Genomic DNA, 20,239 nt, shown 5'->3' on the forward strand with positions numbered 1-20,239 from the left:
GCGCTATGAAAGCTTATATCGCTATTGATATTGGCGGGACCAATATCAAGTATGGTCTGATTGATGAAGCTGCCAACCTGCTGGAAGCCCATGAAATGCCGACAGAGGCCCATAAAGGCGGTCCGGAAATTCTGCGCAAGGTGGAGAAGATTGCTGCGGGCTATTTAGAGCAGGGAAAAGCGGCGGGGATTTGCATTTCTTCGGCCGGCATGGTGGATCCTGACAAGGGGGAGATTTTCTACTCCGGTCCGCAGATTCCCCATTATGCCGGCACCCAGTTTAAGAGAGTGCTGGAGGAAAAGTTTTCCCTGCCCTGTGAAATCGAGAATGATGTCAACTGTGCCGGTCTAGCCGAAGTTATGTCCGGCCACGGCAAGGGGGCCCGCGTTGCGGTCTGCCTGACCATTGGCACTGGGATTGGCGGCTGCCTGCTCATTGACGGTCAGATTTTCCACGGTTTTAGCTATTCGGCCTGTGAGGTGGGCTATCTGCATCTGCCGGACGGAGCCTTTCAGGATGTGGCTTCAACTACGGCCTTGGTCCGCTATGTGGCCGAGCTGCACGGTGAGGATCCAGCCCTTTGGAACGGCCGTCGGATTTTCAAGGAAGCAACCGAGGGCAACCGGCTCTGTATCAAGGGCATTGACCGTATGGTTGGCTATCTGGGCCAGGGCATTGCCAATATCTGCTATGTGGCCAATCCGGAAGTTGTCATTCTGGGCGGCGGCATCATGGGGCAGGAAGCGATTCTGCGGCCAAAAATCCAGGCTGCCCTCAAAGAGGCTCTGGTGCCCAGCATTGCCGAAAAAACCAAGCTGGCCTTTGCCTATCATCAAAACACAGCCGGCATGTTCGGCGCCTACTATCATTTTAGAAATAGACAGCAAAAAACAGGGCTCACTGAAAACATCTCATGATGGACACTTGTTTTTCCGTGAGTATGAATAAGCAAAAAAACGAATGCTGATGGCAGATCGCAAGGTTCGAGCTGCCGTTCATTCGTTTTTTACTTGTGTCTCCGGTAGTAACCGTTGAGCTTGCGGTTTTCCCAGTAGCTGTTGAAGATTTTTTCTTTTTTCTGGCGGTCAATTTCCAGAAAAAAGGCGTAGAGCAGGTCGATCATGAGCAGCATGGGAAATTGGGCAGAGATGCGCTGGATGTATTCGGATTTGTTTTGCATCGCCACGGTGAGGATTTCGGAGAAAGGCTCTTTGACTTTCTTAGGCTGGCCGGTCACGAGGACGGTCTGGGCTCCCATGTCCTGAGCGTCTATCAGGCTGTCGATAATGGACTGGGTCTGGCCGGACAGGGAAAAACCGATGACCAGACAGTTCTGGTCCAAAATACTGGTCGTCCAAGCAAAGCCGTCCGGGTCGGTCAGGGCTTCGCAGACAACGCCCAGCCGCATAAAGCGCAGCTTCATGTCGCGGGCCACCAGCCCTGAGCTGCCGGTGCCAAAGAAATAGACACGGTCGGCGGCCTCGATCAGACCGGCTACCCGCTCTAGCTTCTCCTCATCAATCAGCTCTTCGGTCTGCTGGCGGATCTGAGTATAACTGCGCAGGACGCGGCGGGACAGATCATTCTGCAGGCTGTCTTCCGCCGGTCGGCCTTTCTGCAGCTGATGCAGGTATTGGAAGTTAAACTCCCGATAGCCTTTAAAGCCGCATTTTTTGGCAAAGCGGGTCAGGGCGGCCTGGGAGATATGCAGGTTTTGGGTCACCTGAAGGGAGGACAAGTCATCCTGAATACTGGCAGGATTGAGAAAATAGCGGGCGATGTGCTGCTCCAAGTCGGTCATGCTGTCCAAATGGCTTTCGATAATGGTTAGAATATGCTCTTGCTTGTTCATAGTTTACTTTCTTTTCTTATACAGTATCTTCCAAAAGATGCATCCCTCTGTGGGTGAGGACTCAGCCATCATGGGAGTCTGTCTCATAGTCTGGGATCAGATTGGTCTGTTTCATTCAGTCTGACTGCTGTTCATAGGCTTTGACGATCATTTCCCGGCTAGCTGTTGTCAGCCTCATCTGAAACATATATCTATAGTATAACATAGACGAGAGGAAATAAACCGTTTTCAGAGCTTATGCGAAAAGAAAATCGGAAAAGGCAAGCTAAACCAACCAGCTGTCTCCAACAGTCCGAGTCCGGAAACTCAAAAGCGAGGCAGGGAGGGGCTAGCTAGAGCAAGCGCAGTTGGAGTCAGGACAGTCCGGGGAGTGGCGGCGGGACAGACTCAGCCTAGGCCTAGCCATTCGGAAGCCCGGCAGGGAGATTGTGCTCAGAGGGAAGTCCCAGCTTTCGTCCGGTTTGGAGGCTGGGGTACAGGCAAACTGTCAAAAGAACAGTTAAAACTGTGAACAGACCATGACGGATTGTTTAGAAATATGTTATAATTTACACAAGTATAAACTGATTTCAAACTGTGCAGATCGAAAAAAGACAGGGTGAGGAGCTGCCGCTCAAAGGAAAGGGGGTTTCCAAAGAGCAGGTGTTTGGCAGCTGGATTTGCCTTGAAAGAGGCCCTGCCCTGACCTTTATCCGAGCAGCCGCAGTTTGGTGTCAAGAGGTGAGAACATGGCGAATCAGACTCTCGAAAAAATGCAGGAAATAGAAGCAGCTGCAGATAAGGTGCTGGCTGGCTATGAGACAGATATAGAGCAGCTGCGCCGGCAGGCTGATGAGCAGATCAGTCAGATGGGGCAGGCTTATGATCAGGAGACCCAGCGGCTGGCAGCGGAATTAGAAGAAAGCAGCCAGAAGCAGTTAGCCGCCCTCAGGCAGGATGTGCTCATCACTGTTCGGCAGAATGAAGCCGCAGTGGAGGCTGCTCTGAACGACAAGAAGGCGGCTCTGGTCCAGTCCATCATAGATAAGGTGGTAGATGAGTATGGCCATTAGTCACATGCTCCAGCTGTCTCTCCTGCTGCCGAAGGAGCTGCTGGATGACCTGCTCTTTTACCTGCAAGGCCTGCAGTCTGTGCAGATTCATGACTTGCGGGAGCAAGAGGACTGGCAGACGGCCTTGGGCAATCAGACGGTCAGCGGTCTGACGATGCCGGCAGCCCAGCAGGAGCTGCTCAAGCGTCAGGAAAAGCTGGAAAAGATGATTGAGCGCTTAGAGTCTTATCTGCCCAAAAAGAAGCTGCTGCAGTCTCTGAAAGAAAAGCCGCTGGAGCTGTCTTTTGAGCAGCTGGAGCAGCAAGGGCAGGCCCGAGATGAAGCCCTGCTTTTGAGCAGGATTGACCAGGAACTGCGCAAGCTGGCTCAGGCCGAAGAGCGGATAAAAGCGGATCAAGCCGAGCTGGTCCGGCTTGAAAAGTGGGAGCCGCTGGAAGCGACCCCGCAGGATTTGGCGGCCTTCAGCCATCTCAAGGGCTTGGTGGGCACCATTCCCAGCAAAGACAATGATGCTCTGCGGACCAGTCTGCAGCTGCATCCGGATCTGCAGGTCGAGGTCGTTTTCAGCAGCGCTACCGAGCAGGGGCTGCTTATTTTCTACAGGGCTGGATCTTTAGAGGAAGTACAGAGCGTTCTGGCTCAGGCTGATTTTAAACCCTTTGACTATGAAGGCAGTGAGCTGCCCCGTCAGCACATCAGGCAGCTCAGGGCTGATATGGAGGAGCAGGAGACTGTGTGCTCTTTGACGAGAGCGGCATTGGCGGCTTCCAAGCAGGAGCTGGCTCAGCTGCAGCTGCAGCTGGACTATGTGCTGAATCTGTCCTCGCGCCAGCAGAGCAAGGATTTTCTGGCCGGTACGCAGAATTTAGTGGCACTTGAGGCTTGGGTGGAAAGCGAGCAGCTGGCAGAACTTCAGGACTGTCTCAACCGGCAGTTTGGGCAGGCCATTCTGGTGGAGAGCAGGGAGGCGGCAGCCGATGAAGCCGGGCAGGTGCCGACCAAGCTGAAGAACCCTGCGCTAATTGAGCCCTTTGAACTGGTGACTGAGATGTATGCTCTGCCCAAGTACGGGGAGAAGGATCCAACTCCCATCGTAGCTCTATTCTACTTTGTTTTCTTTGGGATGATGGTGGCAGATATCGGCTACGGTCTCCTGCTGTTGCTGGGGACCTGCCTTGCCCTGAGATTTTTCTCTGTCAAGCCGGGACTGGCTAAAAACCTCCGTTTCTTTCGTCTGCTCAGCTTTGCGGTTATCATCTGGGGCGTCGTTTATGGCTCTTTTCTGGGTTTTGAGCTGCCTTTTGCATTGATCCGCACCAGCTCGGATGCCATGACGATTTTGGTCCTTTCTGTCCTTTTCGGTTTTATCACGGTGGTAGCCGGCCTTTATCTCAGCGGCTTGAAAAATTTGCGCGTCCGCGATTATGCCGAGGCATACACCAGCGGTTTTGCTTGGGTGCTGATTCTCCTTGGCCTGCTGCTCTTGGTGCTTGGCCGGGTGTTGCCGTCTCTGCCTCTTTTGGGGCCGGTGGGTCAGTGGCTGGCTCTCCTCAATGCTCTGGGCATTTTGGCCGTCTCTCTGGTCAGCGCTAAAAGCTTTTCCGGTCTGGCTGCTGGTCTTTTTAACCTTTATAATGTCAGCGGCTATGTTGGAGATTTGGTCAGCTTCACCCGCCTCATGGCTCTGGGCTTGTCCGGTGCCAGTATCGGCTCGGCCTTTAATCTGATTGTCAGTCTCTTTCCTCCTTTAGCCCGCTTTACAATCGGCTTGTTTCTCTTCATTGCCCTGCATCTGATCAACATGTTTCTGTCTTTCCTGTCGGGCTATGTACACGGAGCGCGCTTGATTTTTGTAGAGTTTTTTGGGAAATTCTATGACGGCGGCGGCAAGCCTTTCAGACCGCTGAAGCCGGCTGAAAAATATGTAAAAGACAAAAAAGAAATTTGAGCAGCTTTGGCAGAAGCAGCCAGTCTGCCCAAGGATAAATAGGAGTTAATCATGGAACATTTAGCATCATATTTTGGAACTTACGGCGGCGCTTTTTTCGCAGGGCTGGGCGTGGCTTTGGCTGTCTTTCTCAGCGGCATGGGATCGGCGCTGGGTGTGGGCACGACCGGTCAGGCAGCAGCTGCTCTGCTCAAGGAGCAGCCTGAGAAATTTGCTCAGGCCTTGATTTTACAGCTTTTGCCGGGGACGCAAGGACTCTATGGCTTCGTTATTGGGATTACTATTTTCTTTAATATCAAACCTGAGCTGGCTTTGCAGTCCGGTGTGGCTTACTTTTTAGCCGCTTTGCCGGTAGCGGTTGTGGGCTATTATTCGGCCAAACACCAAGGGCGTGTCGCGACTGCCGGTATCCAGATTTTGGCCAAGCGTCCAGAAGAGGTGATGAAGGGCGTGATTCTGGCAGCTATGGTGGAAACATATGCCATCCTTGCCTTTGTCGTATCCTTTATCATGGTCTTGAATGTAAAATAAGGAGGCGTGTATGTCTGACCTATCACAGCTCAAAGCCGCAGTTCTGGAGCAGGCCCATGAAAAGGGACGGCTGCTCCTTTCAGAAAGCAAGGCAAGGCTGGCGCAGGATAGCAAAAAACAGGAAGCCCGTCTGGAGCAGGAAAAACTGCAGCAGCGCACAGCCCGTCTAAAGGACATCAGGCGCCGCAGCCAGCGGGACTTGCAGCAGCTGGAAAATCAAAAACGCCAGTCAAGCTTGGCGATTAAGCAGCGAGTGCTGGGAGAGCTCTTTGAGGAAGCCTACCAAAAGATGGCAGCTTGGTCTGACCGGCAGGAGCTGGCTTTTATCGGCAGTGTTCTGAAAAAATATTCACGAGAGCCTCTGGTCTTGGAATTCGGCTCTCTGACCTATGAAAAGCTCAGTTCAGCCCAAGTGCAGGAGCTCAGAGACAGCTGGCCGCAGCTGGAAGTAGCTGAGACCAGCCGGGCCGGTCAGGCAGGATTTGTCCTATCCAGAGGCCGGATAGATGACAGCTATCTCTACAGGGATTTGCTGGATGCTGTCAGACAGGAAGAAAGCTGCCGGCTGGCGCAGGCGATTTTCAGGGATGCTGCAGAGTAGGAGGGCGGCCATGGACGGAAAAACTTACTCACAGGTCAACACAGCCATCAGCGTGCGGGAGGCTTCCTTTCTGACTCCCCAGCAGTATGAAGAGCTGCTGCAGACGGCAGATGCAGCCAGCCGCTCTCAGCTGCTGCAGGGGACAGTCTATGCGCTGGATACAGATGCACTCAGCAATCTCAATGCCATTGAGCAGGTGCTGATGGGGCAGCTCATGGCCGAGTATGCCTGGGCCTTTGACATCAGCCCGGATGCCCAGCTGCCCTCTCTCTTTACTCTCCGCTATACTTATCACAATCTCAAGGTCCTGCTCAAGCAGAAGGCCACAGATCTATCGCTGGAGCATCTGCTGCTGCCGGCTGGCCCCTATTCTCTGGAAATTTTGGAGCATTTGACAGCAGCTTTTTCGGCGGAGCACTGCCCGGACTGGATGCTGGAGGAAGTGCTGGCTACTTGGCAGGAGTATGAGGATTATCAGGATTTGCGCGTGCTGGAAATCGGCATGGATTTAGCCTATTTCAAGCATCTCAAGCGTTTGGGCCGGTCTTTGGACAATGCGGCTCTCAAGACTTGGGTGGATGTGAGCATTGATTGCTACAATGCCGTGACGGCCAAGCGGGCTGTGGATCTGCACAAGCCTCACAGCTTTATGAAGCAGCTCCTGTCCGATGAAGGGAGCCTGACGGCTGCGGAGTGGATTGCGCTGGCCGAGCGGGGAGATTTTCTCTCTTGGTTCAGTCAGGTCAATCCCTTGGACTATGATGTGGATCTGCGGCTCTATGAGGAGAAAATGCGAACCCAAAGCCTGACAGCGGTTGAGCTGGAATATCTGGCGGACCTGCTGCAGGTCAAGCTGCTGGCTGCTGCTCAGTTTGAGACAGACGGCCCCCTGCCTCTGGCCCGCTATCTGCTGGGCCGGGAGCTGGAGGTGAAAAATCTGCGGCTGATTTTGACTGGACTGGACAATCAGCTGCCGCTCTCAGCAATCAAGGAAAGGATGCGGCCGATTTATGGACAAGACTAGCTATCAGATTGCGGTTGTCGGCAGCCGCGATGCCATTTTGCCTTTTAAACTGATTGGTTTTCAGACTTTTCCGGTCAGCCAGAGCCAAGAAGCGGTTAAGACGCTGCGCCAGCTGGCACGAGACCGCTTTGGCATCATCTATCTGACCGAGGACATAGCAGCTCAGATCCCGGAAACCCTGGCCTACTACGACAAGCAGGAGCTGCCTGCTATCACCCTGATTCCGACCCACAGAGGCAGCAGCGGTCTGGGCCGGCAGCGAATCCGGGACAATGTCGAAAAAGCCGTTGGGCAGGATATACTGTAAAGGAGCAACTATGTTTTTAAGAAAGCAAAGAAAACTGGCTCAAAAATTTCAAGAACTGCATAGGAGCAAGGAGCTGTTCGTCCTTCCCAATATCTGGAATGTTGGCTCCGCAGTGGTTTTTGAAAAAGAGGGCCATCTGGCAGTCGCTACGTCAAGCGCTGGGATTGCCTATGATATGGGCTATCCTGATGGAGAAGACATCTCCTTGGATGACTTGGTTTTTATGGTTTCAAAGATCACCAAGAGGATTTCTCTTCCTTTGTCGGTGGATTTTGAAAGAGGCTATGCCGAAACGCCTGAAGGGGTAAAGGCCAATGCCCTTCGTTTGCTTGAAGCAGGGGCGGTTGGCTTTAATCTGGAAGACGGCTGTTCGGATAAGAGTTTATCTCCCATCGAGCTTCAACAAGCAAAAATCCAGGCCCTGATGGAGCTGAAAAAAGAGACGGGACTTGATTTTGTCATTAATGCTCGCACCTGTGTCTATTGGAATCAGTTGTTTGATGAGGATACCAGATTAAAAGTGGCTTTAGAAAGAGGGTTCGCTTACGAAAAGGCAGGAGCAGACTGCTTCTTTGTTCCAGGTCCTGTCCCGCAGGCAGCCATTCAAAGATTGACGGAGTCTTTGAGCATTCCAGTTAATATCATTTTAAATCCAGCATCTGGCAGCATTTCGGATTTGCAAGAGCTCGGTGTCAAGCGGCTTAGTCTCGGTTCTGGTCCGGTACGGACTATCTATCAGCAAGTAATCGAATTGGCACAAGAAACTGCTACTCATGATTTTCATCGGATTCAGCAGGCAAGCTTTACTTATGATGATGCAAATCGTTATTTCAGATAAGATGAGGTTCTTATGAGAGTAAATGAATATGGACAAGCAGTCGGAGAAACTCTTCCTGATTTCACAGCAGGAAAATTTCCCAACATTGAAAGAATTGAAGGACGCTACGCTGTCATTGAGCGCCTATCGAAAAAACACAGCGCAGATTTGTACGAGGTTTACGGACCGGACTCACCTGCAGACATGTGGACGTATTTGTTCAAGGGACCTGTGGCAAACCAAGCAGAGTGGGAAGATTTGCTGGATGAGCTCATGACAGCTCAGGGACGCTTTTGCTATGCTATTGTAGACAAGGCGACGGGCAAGGCTCTGGGGACCTTTTCCCTCATGCGGATTGACCGTGCAAATCGTGTCATCGAAGTCGGAGCGGTTACCTATTCGCCTCGGCTCAGGCAGACCCGACTGGCAACAGAGGCCCAGTATTTGCTAGCTCGCTATGTCTTTGAGGAACTGCATTACCGCCGCTATGAGTGGAAGTGTGATGCTCTGAATCAGGCCTCACGCCGAGCGGCAGAAAGATTAGGCTTTACCTATGAGGGAACCTTCCGCCAAGCAGTGGTTTACAAGGGACGCACTCGTGACACAGACTGGCTGTCTATGATTGACAGCGACTGGCCGGCGGCCAAGAAGCGCTTGGAAACATGGCTGAAGCCAGAGAATTTCGATGAAAAGGGACGGCAAAAACAAGCCCTGTCTGATTTTTAACATAAGCATCAAAATAATACTCTTCAAAAATCAGCTTTACACTACGTCAGCGGCGAGCTGCCTAGTTTGCTGATGATTTTCATTGAGTAGCAGCAAAAATCTCCCAAGAATGGAGGAAGATTGTGAAGCAAGGAAAGATTATCAAAGTTTCCGGTCCTCTGGTGGTGGCATCAGGGATGCAGGAGGCCAATATTCAGGACATCTGCCGGGTCGGTGACTTGGGCTTGATTGGCGAGATTATAGAGATGCGGCGCGACCAGGCATCCATTCAGGTTTACGAGGAAACGTCCGGTCTTGGGCCGGGTGAGCCGGTGGAGACGACCGGCCGCCCGCTCTCAGTCGAGCTGGGGCCGGGGCTGCTTTCTCAGATGTTTGACGGCATCCAGCGGCCTCTGGAACGTTTCCAAAGTGAGACCGAGAGCGACTTTCTCATTCGCGGCGTGCAGCTGCCAAACTTAGACCGAGAAGCCAAGTGGGCGTTTGTCCCAAGTCTGTCTGTCGGCCATAGGGTTGAGGCTGGAGATATTGTCGGTACCGTTCAGGAGACACATCTGGTCGAGCACCGTATCATGGTGCCGGTCGGCATTGAGGGCCGTCTGACTAAGATCGCGGCTGGCAGCTACAGCGTGGAAGATACGGTGTATGAGGTTGAGCAGGCCGACGGCAGTGTATTCAGCGGCAGTCTCATGCAGACATGGCCGGTCCGCAAGGGGCGCCCCTTTGCTCAGAAACTGATTCCCCTTGAGCCTTTGGTGACGGGTCAGCGGGTCATTGACACCTTCTTCCCAGTGACCAAGGGCGGAGCAGCAGCCGTTCCCGGCCCTTTCGGAGCAGGTAAAACGGTCGTCCAGCATCAGGTGGCTAAGTTTGCCGATGTGGATATTGTCATTTATGTCGGCTGCGGCGAGCGGGGCAATGAAATGACCGATGTGCTCCATGAATTCCCCGAGCTGCTTGATCCGGCTACGGGTCAGTCCATCATGCAGCGGACGGTCCTGATTGCCAATACTTCCAATATGCCGGTGGCGGCCCGGGAGGCCTCGATTTACACAGGGATTACTATTGCAGAATACTTCCGTGACATGGGTTATTCCGTGGCCATTATGGCGGATTCGACCTCTCGCTGGGCTGAGGCGCTGCGGGAAATGTCCGGCCGTTTGGAGGAAATGCCGGGCGATGAAGGCTATCCAGCCTATCTGGGCAGCCGGATTGCGGAGTACTATGAGCGGGCCGGCCGGGTCAAGACGCTGGGCAGCAGCGAGCGGGAAGGCTCTATTACGGCTATCGGAGCCGTATCGCCGCCGGGCGGGGATATTTCCGAGCCGGTCACTCAGAACACCCTGCGCATTGTCAAAGTCTTTTGGGGATTGGATGCCCAGCTGGCTCAGCGCCGCCATTTTCCAGCCATCAACTGGCTGAGCTCTTACTCCCTCTATCTGGATGAGGTGGGGGCTTCTATCGACCGGCGGGAGGGGCTTGCTTGGGCAGAAAAGGTCACCAAGGCCATGACTATCCTGCAAAAGGAGAGCGAACTGCAGGAAATCGTGCGCCTGGTGGGCCTGGACTCCCTGTCTGAAAGGGACCGCCTGACCATGAATACGGCCAAGATGCTGCGGGAAGATTACCTGCAGCAGAATGCCTTTGACGAGGTTGATACCTTTACTTCCTTTAGGAAGCAGGTCGTCCTTTTGACCAATATCCTGACCTTTGATGAGGAAGCGAACAAAGCTCTGGATTTGGGGGCTTATTTGCAGGAAATCATGGAAGGAACGGTGGAGCTGCGCGACCGTCTGGCCCGCAGCAAATTTATCCATGAGGACCGCTTAGAGGAGATTGAGACCTTGCATCAGACTGTTAAGGACTGTCTGCATCACATCGTGGCACAAGGAGGACTTGATAATGAAGGTGATTAAAGAATACCGAACTGTCAGCGAGGTGGCCGGCCCTCTGATGATTGTCGATCAAGTGGCGGGTGTCCATTTTAATGAATTGGTAGAAATCCAGCTGCATGATGGCAGCAAGCGCCAGGGGCAGGTCTTGGAAGTTCAGGAAGACAAGGCTATGGTCCAGCTTTTTGAGGGTTCCAGCGGGATCAATCTGGAAAAAGCCAAGGTCCGCTTTACAGGCCATCCGCTGGAGCTGCCGGTGTCCGAAGACATGGTCGGCCGGATTTTCAACGGCATGGGCAAGCCCATTGACGGCGGACCGGACATTCTGCCTGAGAAATATCTGGATATTGACGGTCAGGCCATCAATCCAGTCGCCCGTGATTATCCGGATGAATTTATCCAGACGGGTATCTCGGCCATCGACCACCTCAATACCTTGGTTCGGGGGCAAAAATTGCCAGTATTCTCTGGCTCTGGTCTGCCTCATAAGGAGCTGGCTGCTCAGATTGCCCGTCAGGCGACGGTGCTCAATAGCGAGGAAAATTTTGCGGTGGTCTTTGCGGCCATGGGCATTACCTTTGAAGAGGCTGAGTTCTTCATGAACGACCTGCGGGAAACAGGTGCCATTGACCGCTCGGTGCTCTTCATCAACCTGGCCAATAATCCAGCCATCGAGCGGATTGCCACCCCGCGGATTGCTCTGACAGCTGCCGAATACCTGGCCTACGAGAAAGATATGCACGTCCTGGTCATCATGACCGATATGACCAATTACTGTGAGGCCCTGCGGGAAGTATCAGCTGCCCGCCGTGAAGTTCCGGGCCGCCGCGGCTATCCGGGCTATCTCTATACCAACCTGTCCACTCTTTATGAGCGGGCCGGCCGTCTGGTGGGCAAGAAAGGCTCGGTCACTCAGATTCCCATCCTGTCCATGCCGGAGGATGACATCACCCATCCGATTCCTGATTTGACAGGATATATTACCGAGGGGCAGATCATCTTATCCCGCGACCTTTATAACAGCGGCTATCGGCCGCCCATCAACGTCCTGCCTTCCCTCTCCCGGCTCAAGGACAAGGGTTCCGGCGAGGGCAAGACCAGAGGCGACCATGCGGCTACCATGAACCAGCTCTTTGCAGCTTATGCTCAGGGCAAGCAGGCCAAGGAGCTGGCGGTTGTCTTGGGAGAATCTGCCCTGTCCGACACCGACAGACTCTATGTCCAGTTTACCGATCGCTTTGAGCAGGACTACATCAATCAAGGTTTTAATACCAACCGATCCATCGAGGAAAGTCTGGATTTGGGCTGGCAGCTCCTATCTATCCTGCCGAGAACCGAGCTCAAGCGGATTAAGGATGAGATGATTGACCACTACCTGCCCCAGACCAAGGAGGAATAATCCATGACACGACTCAATGTCAAGCCGACCCGGATGGAACTGAACCAACTCAAAGACCGGCTCCAGACAGCTGTCCGTGGGCATAAACTGCTCAAAGACAAGCGGGATGAGCTGATGCGCCGCTTTATTGAGGCTGTTCGGGAAAATGACCGGCTCCGAAAAAAGGTCGAGACCGCTCTGGTCGGTCATATGCAGGACTTTGTCATGGCCAAGGCCTTAGAGAGTGACCTCATGGTTGAGGAGATTTTTGCTGTGCCTATGCGGGAGGTCAGTCTGCAGATTGAGCCAGAGAATATCATGAGTGTGCGCGTGCCCAAGATGCATGCTCGGATTGATAAGCCCTACGGTGACGATGACGGAGATTTTTCTTACAGCTATGTCGCTTCTAACAGCCAGATGGACCAGACGATTGAGGATATGAGCAGTCTATTGCCCGACCTGCTGCACCTGGCCGAAATCGAGAAAAGCTGCCAGCTCATGGCCGATGAAATCGAAAAAACCCGCCGCCGAGTCAACGGACTCGAATACGCCACCATTCCCGACCTCAAAGAAACCATTTACTATATCGAAATGAAACTGGAAGAAGCCGAACGAGCCAGCCTCGTCCGAATGATGAAGGTGAAATAAGATGCGGAGGCGTTAAAAAACGACAGAAAAATAGGAACTGGACGAAGGATTCGATGAATCCAAGTCCAGTTCTCTTTTTTCCGAGTTTTTAGCCGCAGCTCAGTTTGGCTCAGTTGCAGCAGAGATAATAGGGAGCTTCAATAGGAAAATGGACGAAGAAGCGACCGCTTCTAGGAGATTTTCTCTTTTTTGCCCAGAGCTTAGGGCGGGTTCAGTTCAGTATAGCGAAGAGTATGTCAGCTAATCTGACAAAAAATAGGAACTGGATGAGGGGTTTGATGTATCTGAGTCCAGTTCTCTTTTTTCCATGAAATCAATCCGCTCATAGACAGCTCAAAAAACGGTGATGCCAAGGAGGATATTGAGCAGCTTTTTTACTGCGGACGGCCAGCGGGTTAATAAATGCCGTCTGAATATTACTAGTTATTGATAATATATTACAAGTAAGTCTCCATGTTACAGTGGGCAGACAGTTCCGTTAAATAAAGCTCCAAGGGCTTTTTTCTTGGCAAAAATGTGGTATGATAGTTTTCATCATGAATGATTAGGAAGGTATTTTATGCAAATGAAAATGAACAAAAAAGTTTTCTTAGCCTCAACCCTTGCTTTATCGGTATTTCCTTTGATGAATGCTCAGGCTGAAGAACAGTCGGAGAACTGGACAGCCAGAACGGTTGACCAAATCAAAGCAGATATCACCAGCAATGAAAATCAGCAGACCTACACTGTCCAGTACGGTGACACCTTGGGCAATATCGCTCAAGCTATGAATATTGATGTAGCTGATTTGGCTAGGATTAACCAGATTGCCAATGCGGATTTGATTTTCCCGGGCACTGTTCTGAGCATTACCACCAACGAACACAACGAAATCACCTCGGTTGAAATCCAAAGCTATCAAGCACAAGCAGAAAATGCTGCAGGACCTGTCACACAGGATTTGACAGCTGATGAGATCTTTGGCGATGATCAAGCTGCGCCAGCTGCTCCGGCACCGGCTCAGCCTGCTGCAGCTCCTGAAGATGCCTATGTTTCAGCAGCAGCTGAGGAAAACGCTGCGCCAGCTGCTCCGGCACCAGCCGAGCCAGCTCCCGCAGCACCAAGTGATGAGGACGCTCTCGTGCCGCCAGCTCCGGTTAACGCTGATGAAGTCAGCCAAGCGGTTCCGGCCGAGCCAGCCCCGGAAGCGCCCGCACCGCAAGCTGCGGAAACTCCCGCAGCACCAGAGTTAGGTCAGGAAGAGGTCAGTCAGGCTGCCGCTCAAGCAGAACCAACCGCCTATAATGCTCCTGCTGTGACAGATGCCGCCAGCGTAGCCACAGGAAATCCGGCCAATGCCGGCCTGCAGCCGCAGACCGCTGCCTTCAAAGAAGAAGTAGCCAGCCAGTTCGGCGTGACCGAGTTCAGCCTCTATCGTGAGGGAGACAGCGGCGACCATGGCAAGGGCTTGGCTGTTGACTTTATCGTCGGCGACAATACCGAGCTGGGCAACCAAATCGCAGACTATGCGACAGCGGACATGTCCGGCAACGGCATCTCTTATGTCATCTGGCAGCAGCAGTTCTATTCTCCTTATGAAAGTATTTACGGACCGGCCAATACTTGGAACAGCATGCCAGACCGCGGCAGCGCCACCGAAAACCACTATGACCACGTTCACGTTTCTATGAATGAGTAAGGGAAACTGACAGCATTATTCCCCTGGGAATAGGAGCCTCGCTGATGCGGGGCTTTTTTGATAGCGAATTTCTTGTAAAAAAGCGAGAATTTTCTGATAAATTCTGTTATAATAGAACGGACTATATGTAAAGGAACGATTTTCATGACTTTAGCTTACCAATCAACCCGCGATGCTCAAAATACGGTGACAGCCAGTCAGGCCATCCTGCAAGGTTTGGCAACAGATGGGGGACTCTTTACCCCGACCAGCTATCCTCAGGTGACACTGGACTTTGGCCAGCTCAAGGATGCTTCCTATCAGGAAGTCGCCAAGCTGGTGCTGGCAGCCTTTTTAGATGATTTCACTTCTGAGGAGCTGGACCGCTGTATCGCCGGTGCTTATGACAGCAAGTTTGATACGCCGGCTATTGCTCCTTTGGTCAAGCTGGACGGCCAGTACAATCTGGAGCTTTTCCACGGGGCAACCATTGCCTTTAAGGATATGGCTCTGTCCATCCTGCCCCACCTGATGACAACAGCTGCCAAAAAGCACGGTCTGGAAAATAAAATCGTCATTCTGACAGCGACTTCAGGCGATACCGGCAAGGCAGCCATGGCCGGTTTTGCGGATGTTCCGGGGACCGAGATTATCGTCTTTTATCCCAAGGATGGTGTCAGCAAGGTTCAGGAGCTGCAGATGACCACTCAGACCGGGGCCAATACCCATGTGGTGGCTATTGACGGCAACTTTGACGATGCCCAGACCAATGTCAAGCATATGTTCAACGATGCTGCCCTGCGGGCACGGCTCTCAGAGCACAAACTGCAGTTTTCTTCGGCCAACTCCATGAATATCGGGCGCTTGGTGCCGCAGATTGTCTACTATGTCTATGCCTATGCCCAGCTGGTCAAGGACGGGGAAATCCAGGCCGGAGATCAGGTCAACTTCACCGTTCCTACTGGAAACTTCGGCAATATCCTGGCAGCCTACTATGCCAAGCAAATCGGCCTGCCGGTCGGCAAGCTGATCTGCGCTTCTAATGAGAACAATGTCCTGACCGACTTCTTCAGGACTCAGGTCTATGATAAGAAACGCAGCTTCAAGGTCACTTCCAGCCCGTCTATGGATATTTTGGTTTCTTCTAATTTGGAGCGTCTGATTTTTCATCTGTCTGGCAACAGTGCGGAAAAGACAGCAGAGCTGATGGCAGCCCTGACCCATCACGGCCAGTACGAACTGATCGATTTTGATCAGGCTATCTTGGACCTTTTTGCGGCTGACTATGCGACTGAGGCAGAGACAGCCGCTGAAATCCAGCGGGTCTATGAGTCGGACTCCTACATCGAGGATCCGCATACAGCAGTGGCTTCCGCTGTTTATCAAAAATACCGTCAGTCCAGCGGTGATGATAGAAAAACGGTCATTGCTTCAACGGCCAGCCTTTACAAATTCCCGGTGGTTGCAGTAGAAGCCGTAACGGGAGAAAGCGGACTCAGTGACTTTGCAGCCCTGAGCAAACTGCAGGAAATTTCCGGCGTGCCAGTGCCGCCGGCTGTTGACGGCTTGGAAACAGCACCAGTCCGCCACAAGACCACCGTCGCGGCTGACCAGATGCAGGCTGCAGTGGAGGCTTATCTGGGACTGGACAGCTGATGCCAGCTTTTCAAATATCAAAGCAGAACCGCACCGCGCAGTCTGATGTAGATCCATTTTTATGGACTATGAATACAGGTGCTTACAAAGAGCAGTCAAAGGCGGTGGGACAGACTCCCATGATGGCTGCGCCCTCACCCACAGAGGGATGGATCTTTTGGAAGATACCGTATAAGAACTAAATTTTTAAAAATTTAGTTCCCTTCACTCTTTTGTTTCTAAGCTCAGGTTGAAAAGGTTCCCAAAACCTTTTCACTCCCAGCCCGCGAGGCTCTCACAGTCCGGGGGGGACTGTGAGAGGTTGGAGATAAAACAAACGCAGTTTGTGTCAAAACAGTCCGGGGGATTGTGAGAGGTTGGAGATAAAACAAACGCAGTTTGTGTCAAAGCAGTGCTTTTGTTGCTTCCTCTCGGAAGCTCTATCTATAATCTCAAAACCTCCACTGGAGCTTTTGAGCAATCAGCTGCCGCGTCAAGAGTTTTTTACCAAAAAAAAGCGAGGCTGAAGGACTTTCGTCCCAGCCTCTTTATGATTCTTTGAGAGGGAAAACTGAAACAGGGCATTTCAGAAAACTGTCAGAAAAGTGTACAATCAAAAGAGGAGTTTTCGGATATGACAAGTTACAAAAAAATTCTAAATATTGCTCTGCCGGCTATAGCTGAGAATTTTCTGCAGATGCTCATGGGGATGGTAGACGGCTATCTGGTAGCCAGTCTGGGACTGATTGCCATTTCGGGCGTGTCGGTAGCGGGCAATATCATTACGATTTATCAGGCTGTTTTTATTGCGCTGGGAGCGGCTGTTTCCAGTCTGATGTCCAAAAGTCTGGGGCAGGGAGATGAGAAACATCTGGCCTATCATGCGACAGAAGCCATCAAAATGACCTTGCTGCTGAGCCTTGTTCTGGGCCTGCTGTCTCTTCTGTGGGGGCGGCAGCTGCTGGAGCTTCTAGGCACAGAAGCCGCTGTGGCTGAGGCTGGCGGCCTTTATCTGGCTTTGGTCGGCGGCACCATCGTTCTCTTGGGTCTGACGACGACTTTTGGAGCGCTGGTCCGGGTGACTCATAACCCACGGCTTCCCATGTATATCAGCCTTCTCAGCAATGTGCTCAATGCTCTTTTTTCTAGTCTGGGGATTTTCGTTTTCCATTTGGGCATTATCGGTGTAGCGCTGGGCACTGTTTTGGCTCGCCTTGTCGGAGTGCTCATACTCTGGCGGGAGCTGCGTCTGCCCTTTGCCCGCTGGAGCTGGAAGCTGGACGGAGAATTGCTGCGCCTGTCGCTGCCGGCTGCTGGCGAGCGGCTCATGATGCGGGCCGGGGATGTCGTGATTGTTGCGATTGTGGTCCGGTTTGGGACCGATGTGGTTGCCGGGAATGCAGTCGGTGAGGTTCTGATTCAGTTTAATCACATGCCTGCCTTTGGTGTAGCGACAGCAACGGTCATGCTGGTGGCCCATGCGGTGGGAGAAAGTGATTTTGCGGCAGTCAGGCTGCTGACCCGGCGGACTTTTGGGCTGACCTTGGCCCTCATGCTGCCGCTGGCCCTGCTGATCTTTGCATTGGGCACTCCTCTGACCCAGCTTTATACGGACAATAGCGGAGCGGTTGCAGCCAGTCTGTCTGTGATTTTCTTTTCCCTGCTGGGCGTCCCCATGGCAGCTGGGACGGTGATTTATACAGCGGTCTGGCAGGGGCTGGGCAATGCCAAACTGCCCTTTTACGCGACGACAGTAGGGATGTGGGGGATTCGGATTTTCGCTGGATATTACTTAGGAATCAGCTGCGGTCTCGGTCTGCCGGGTGTCTGGGCAGCGACCCTGCTGGATAATGGCTTTCGCTGGCTGCTCTTAGCGGCTTTGTATCACAGAAAAATGAGGAAACGGACATGACAAAAGCATTTATTTGGGATTTGGACGGCACCCTGCTGGACTCCTATGAGGCCATTTTGGCCGGCATTGAAGAAACCTATCAGCACTATGGTCTGGATTTTGACCGGGAAAGCATCCGCGCCTATATCCTGCAGCACTCCGTTCAGCAACTACTGGAAGAAGCAGCTGCAGAAAAGGGACTTGATGCCGCGGAGATGAATGCCTTTCGGGGGAAGAGCCTGCGGGAGAAGAATGCTCAGATTCATCTCATGGAGGGGGCAGAGCATATTCTGGCCTGGGCCAGGGAGCAGGGGATTGCTCAGTTTGTCTATACCCACAAGGGGCCCAATGCCTATCAGGTTTTGGAAGATTTGGGGATTTTGGATTATTTCACCGAAATCATCACGACAGCCAATGGCTTTGCCCGCAAACCCCATCCAGAGGGCGTAGTCTATCTGCTGGACAAGTACAAGCTTGATAGGGCTTCCACCTACTATATCGGCGACCGAACGCTGGATGTGGAGGTGGCTGCTAACAGCGGCATCCAGAGTATCAACTTCTGTGACTGCAGACCAGAGCTCAACCAGAAAATTGACCGGCTGCAGGATATTCAGGATATTTTCCTTTTAGCACCTTGAAAATTCTGGATTTTTCCACTTGTTTCTCTGTTAAATAACGTAGTTTCATCAACTATAAGCTCCGCAGATAATCTAGCAGGGACTGCCGCTAATAGTATTGGAAGTGTAGTCCAATTAGGAAATGGAGATACAAAATTAATGATAGTAAGTCGGTTTCCGATTTATGAAAACGAGGGTCAAATTGGTTATTTTGAATACAGTTCATGTATATATCCCACAGGGATAGACGGATCACAGTTTTATTTCTTCAATTCTGAGGATATAGCTGAGGTCTATTTTGAAGGTTATATAGATATCGCAGAGGAAGAGGCGCAGAAAACTTTTGCGAAAGAGCGAGAAAATATTACTTATCCACAATTTAAAGTAGAAAAACCAAATGAAGAATAGTTTTTATGAAATTCAGATGGATGGCGAGGATATGAAATGAAAGAAAAACTATCGAATTTAATCGAATTTGGAGCAGACCAGGGAAATGTAAAAAGGACAGTATTCTATAATATTGAGAAAAATAAACTTTTTGTCGGTGATAGTGTGCCTTTTCCGATAATCTACCTTCCGAGTGCAGGTTTATCCTACGCTGTCTATGTGTTTTCAGAGATGTTAGTTATACAGGGTTTGTTTCCCTTGCTTCTTTCCTTTCTTTTGATGCTTTTGCTGGCTCTTTATCAGTTTAAAAGCCGGAGAGAGAAAACAGTCGTAGAAATAGAGCCCTACGAGATTCCTCAAGATTATTTTGCCGTCCAGAGGTCCAATGGAATAAAAACATATGCTATTATTCTTCTCTTTGCGCTTTTGACAGCAGGTTTTTGCTGGCTTTATTTCCTATTTAGTCATTTTATGACTTTATTTCTGGCATTTTCTATGTGGTATTTTTTCTTACTCTTACTGCTGACTGGCCAATTTAAAAAAACGAAGTATTTGAAAGTACTAGAAGGAAGGTAACATCGACAATGAAAGAAACGATTGCGATATATTCAAGAAAGGGAATCTACCTGATTACTCTGTTCGGCTTAATGATTATTATAAGTTTTTTAAATATCTTTTTAGAAGAAAATTTGTTGATGAATCTTTTTTATTTCCTGGGTTCAATAGGTTTAATGGCTACAATAGGCTGGCTGGTCTTTGCTTTTATGGGAAAAATCGAGCTTGATGGCCAGTATTTACTTGTTTTCAGAAACTTTAAACTCCATCGTTTTGTCCTATCTTCAGTTACCTTTTACTATGGAAAAAGCAATCATGCCGCCCGTGGCAGCTATGAATATCCCCTCTTCATAGTTGGTGATGTAGAAAATGAAAAGGGTGAAGTCAGCCCCCTTACTTTAAAGTTAATTAGCAGTAAGAGGAAAAACCGCCAATTTCATCAGTTTTATAATCAGTATTTAGCTGGTCAAGCTAAGCCCCTGCCACAGGATAGCGATTGGGAAATTAACTATTTGAAACAATTGGAAATTATTTCTGAATCAGAAAAAAATAAAATGGGAGTTGCTACATAACCTTCACCAGAGAGCTATCAGTTTCTTAATGGCAGTGGCTTTGTTAAGCTGCCGCCAAAAATTAGACAATCTCCCAGCCTTCAGTGCAGAGTCACCCAGTGCCTGTGCAGCAGCGGATGCTTATCAAGGGGCAGTCAGCCAAGCACGAGGAG

General features: G+C 51.2%; 20 protein-coding genes. 19 read left to right on the forward strand and 1 reads right to left on the reverse strand.

What is annotated here, in order from left to right; genetic code table 11:
• Window positions 1-5: 5 nt before the first annotated feature.
• Window positions 6-917: an ROK family protein gene (locus tag DHL47_RS06490; protein ID WP_209551288.1), complete on the forward strand. Its 912-nt coding sequence runs from the start codon at window positions 6-8 to the stop codon at window positions 915-917.
• A gap of 89 nt (window positions 918-1,006) precedes the next feature.
• Here the strand turns inward: DHL47_RS06490 and DHL47_RS06495 are convergent, their stop codons facing one another.
• A complete protein-coding gene (locus DHL47_RS06495; protein WP_209551289.1) occupies window positions 1,007-1,852 on the reverse strand; it encodes a MurR/RpiR family transcriptional regulator in 846 nt (281 codons plus the stop codon).
• Window positions 1,853-2,580: 728 nt separating this feature from the next.
• Here DHL47_RS06495 and DHL47_RS06500 point away from each other — a divergent pair.
• The 18 genes from DHL47_RS06500 to DHL47_RS06585 all read left to right on the forward strand — a co-directional run bounded on the left by DHL47_RS06500 (window position 2,581) and on the right by DHL47_RS06585 (window position 20,087).
• Complete coding sequence (locus DHL47_RS06500) at window positions 2,581-2,904, forward strand: hypothetical protein (RefSeq protein ID WP_128837562.1); 324 nt, start codon at window positions 2,581-2,583, stop codon at window positions 2,902-2,904.
• Entirely contained in the window at window positions 2,894-4,852 is a 1,959-nt protein-coding gene (locus DHL47_RS06505) for a V-type ATP synthase subunit I (protein ID WP_128837563.1), read from the forward strand. Before DHL47_RS06500 ends, DHL47_RS06505 begins: the two co-directional genes overlap by 11 nt.
• Window positions 4,853-4,903: 51 nt before the next feature.
• The gene (locus tag DHL47_RS06510; RefSeq protein WP_128837564.1) at window positions 4,904-5,383 is read left to right on the forward strand and encodes a V-type ATP synthase subunit K; all 480 of its coding nucleotides are present in this window, start codon (window positions 4,904-4,906) and stop codon (window positions 5,381-5,383) included.
• Between the two features lie 10 nt (window positions 5,384-5,393).
• A complete protein-coding gene (locus DHL47_RS06515) occupies window positions 5,394-5,984 on the forward strand; it encodes a hypothetical protein (protein ID WP_209551290.1) in 591 nt (196 codons plus the stop codon).
• 10 nt (window positions 5,985-5,994) lie between these two features.
• A complete protein-coding gene (locus DHL47_RS06520; protein WP_209551291.1) occupies window positions 5,995-7,008 on the forward strand; it encodes a V-type ATPase subunit in 1,014 nt (337 codons plus the stop codon).
• Entirely contained in the window at window positions 6,995-7,315 is a 321-nt protein-coding gene (locus DHL47_RS06525; RefSeq protein ID WP_209551292.1) for a V-type ATP synthase subunit F, read from the forward strand. The genes DHL47_RS06520 and DHL47_RS06525 overlap by 14 nt, the downstream gene beginning before the upstream one ends.
• A 10-nt stretch (window positions 7,316-7,325) precedes the next feature.
• A complete protein-coding gene (locus DHL47_RS06530; protein ID WP_209551293.1) occupies window positions 7,326-8,153 on the forward strand; it encodes an isocitrate lyase/PEP mutase family protein in 828 nt (275 codons plus the stop codon).
• A 12-nt stretch (window positions 8,154-8,165) separates the two neighbouring features.
• Complete coding sequence (locus DHL47_RS06535; RefSeq protein WP_209551294.1) at window positions 8,166-8,858, forward strand: GNAT family N-acetyltransferase; 693 nt, start codon at window positions 8,166-8,168, stop codon at window positions 8,856-8,858.
• Window positions 8,859-8,980: 122 nt separating this feature from the next.
• A complete protein-coding gene (locus DHL47_RS06540; RefSeq protein WP_209551295.1) occupies window positions 8,981-10,771 on the forward strand; it encodes a V-type ATP synthase subunit A in 1,791 nt (596 codons plus the stop codon).
• Window positions 10,758-12,146, forward strand: a complete 1,389-nt coding sequence (locus tag DHL47_RS06545; RefSeq protein WP_209551296.1) for a V-type ATP synthase subunit B — start codon at window positions 10,758-10,760, stop codon at window positions 12,144-12,146. Before DHL47_RS06540 ends, DHL47_RS06545 begins: the two co-directional genes overlap by 14 nt.
• 3 nt (window positions 12,147-12,149) lie before the next feature.
• Window positions 12,150-12,773 carry a V-type ATP synthase subunit D gene (locus DHL47_RS06550; protein WP_128837571.1) on the forward strand — a complete coding sequence of 208 codons (624 nt, stop codon included), beginning with the start codon at window positions 12,150-12,152 and terminating at the stop codon, window positions 12,771-12,773.
• A gap of 565 nt (window positions 12,774-13,338) precedes the next feature.
• Window positions 13,339-14,451, forward strand: a complete 1,113-nt coding sequence (locus tag DHL47_RS06555; protein WP_209551302.1) for a LysM peptidoglycan-binding domain-containing protein — start codon at window positions 13,339-13,341, stop codon at window positions 14,449-14,451.
• 144 nt (window positions 14,452-14,595) lie between these two features.
• Complete coding sequence (gene thrC / locus DHL47_RS06560; protein ID WP_209551297.1) at window positions 14,596-16,086, forward strand: threonine synthase; 1,491 nt, start codon at window positions 14,596-14,598, stop codon at window positions 16,084-16,086.
• A gap of 613 nt (window positions 16,087-16,699) precedes the next feature.
• Entirely contained in the window at window positions 16,700-17,977 is a 1,278-nt protein-coding gene (locus tag DHL47_RS06565; RefSeq protein ID WP_209551298.1) for an MATE family efflux transporter, read from the forward strand.
• Window positions 17,974-18,594: an HAD-IA family hydrolase gene (locus tag DHL47_RS06570; RefSeq protein WP_128837574.1), complete on the forward strand. Its 621-nt coding sequence runs from the start codon at window positions 17,974-17,976 to the stop codon at window positions 18,592-18,594. The genes DHL47_RS06565 and DHL47_RS06570 overlap by 4 nt, the downstream gene beginning before the upstream one ends.
• A gap of 96 nt (window positions 18,595-18,690) precedes the next feature.
• Window positions 18,691-18,981 carry a DUF4176 domain-containing protein gene (locus tag DHL47_RS06575; protein WP_338060094.1) on the forward strand — a complete coding sequence of 97 codons (291 nt, stop codon included), beginning with the start codon at window positions 18,691-18,693 and terminating at the stop codon, window positions 18,979-18,981.
• A gap of 36 nt (window positions 18,982-19,017) precedes the next feature.
• A complete protein-coding gene (locus tag DHL47_RS06580; protein WP_206512723.1) occupies window positions 19,018-19,536 on the forward strand; it encodes a hypothetical protein in 519 nt (172 codons plus the stop codon).
• Between the two features lie 8 nt (window positions 19,537-19,544).
• The gene (locus tag DHL47_RS06585) at window positions 19,545-20,087 is read left to right on the forward strand and encodes a hypothetical protein (protein ID WP_209551300.1); all 543 of its coding nucleotides are present in this window, start codon (window positions 19,545-19,547) and stop codon (window positions 20,085-20,087) included.
• Window positions 20,088-20,239: the final 152 nt, after the last annotated feature.

Origin of the sequence: Streptococcus panodentis (assembly GCF_017884005.1) — a bacterium.
GTDB classification, from domain to species: domain Bacteria; phylum Bacillota; class Bacilli; order Lactobacillales; family Streptococcaceae; genus Streptococcus; species Streptococcus panodentis.

Bases quoted from the DNA above. Each gene is read 5' to 3' on its own strand.
- DHL47_RS06490 (WP_209551288.1), top strand. From the start codon at position 6: ATGAAAGCTTATATCGCTATTGATATTGGCGGGACCAATATCAAGTAT.
- DHL47_RS06495 (WP_209551289.1), bottom strand. From the start codon at position 1,852: ATGAACAAGCAAGAGCATATTCTAACCATTATCGAAAGCCATTTGGAC.
- DHL47_RS06500 (WP_128837562.1), top strand. From the start codon at position 2,581: ATGGCGAATCAGACTCTCGAAAAAATGCAGGAAATAGAAGCAGCTGCA.
- DHL47_RS06505 (WP_128837563.1), top strand. From the start codon at position 2,894: ATGGCCATTAGTCACATGCTCCAGCTGTCTCTCCTGCTGCCGAAGGAG.
- DHL47_RS06510 (WP_128837564.1), top strand. From the start codon at position 4,904: ATGGAACATTTAGCATCATATTTTGGAACTTACGGCGGCGCTTTTTTC.
- DHL47_RS06515 (WP_209551290.1), top strand. From the start codon at position 5,394: ATGTCTGACCTATCACAGCTCAAAGCCGCAGTTCTGGAGCAGGCCCAT.
- DHL47_RS06520 (WP_209551291.1), top strand. From the start codon at position 5,995: ATGGACGGAAAAACTTACTCACAGGTCAACACAGCCATCAGCGTGCGG.
- DHL47_RS06525 (WP_209551292.1), top strand. From the start codon at position 6,995: ATGGACAAGACTAGCTATCAGATTGCGGTTGTCGGCAGCCGCGATGCC.
- DHL47_RS06530 (WP_209551293.1), top strand. From the start codon at position 7,326: ATGTTTTTAAGAAAGCAAAGAAAACTGGCTCAAAAATTTCAAGAACTG.
- DHL47_RS06535 (WP_209551294.1), top strand. From the start codon at position 8,166: ATGAGAGTAAATGAATATGGACAAGCAGTCGGAGAAACTCTTCCTGAT.
- DHL47_RS06545 (WP_209551296.1), top strand. From the start codon at position 10,758: ATGAAGGTGATTAAAGAATACCGAACTGTCAGCGAGGTGGCCGGCCCT.
- DHL47_RS06550 (WP_128837571.1), top strand. From the start codon at position 12,150: ATGACACGACTCAATGTCAAGCCGACCCGGATGGAACTGAACCAACTC.
- DHL47_RS06555 (WP_209551302.1), top strand. From the start codon at position 13,339: ATGAAAATGAACAAAAAAGTTTTCTTAGCCTCAACCCTTGCTTTATCG.
- thrC (WP_209551297.1), top strand. From the start codon at position 14,596: ATGACTTTAGCTTACCAATCAACCCGCGATGCTCAAAATACGGTGACA.
- DHL47_RS06565 (WP_209551298.1), top strand. From the start codon at position 16,700: ATGACAAGTTACAAAAAAATTCTAAATATTGCTCTGCCGGCTATAGCT.
- DHL47_RS06570 (WP_128837574.1), top strand. From the start codon at position 17,974: ATGACAAAAGCATTTATTTGGGATTTGGACGGCACCCTGCTGGACTCC.
- DHL47_RS06580 (WP_206512723.1), top strand. From the start codon at position 19,018: ATGAAAGAAAAACTATCGAATTTAATCGAATTTGGAGCAGACCAGGGA.
- DHL47_RS06585 (WP_209551300.1), top strand. From the start codon at position 19,545: ATGAAAGAAACGATTGCGATATATTCAAGAAAGGGAATCTACCTGATT.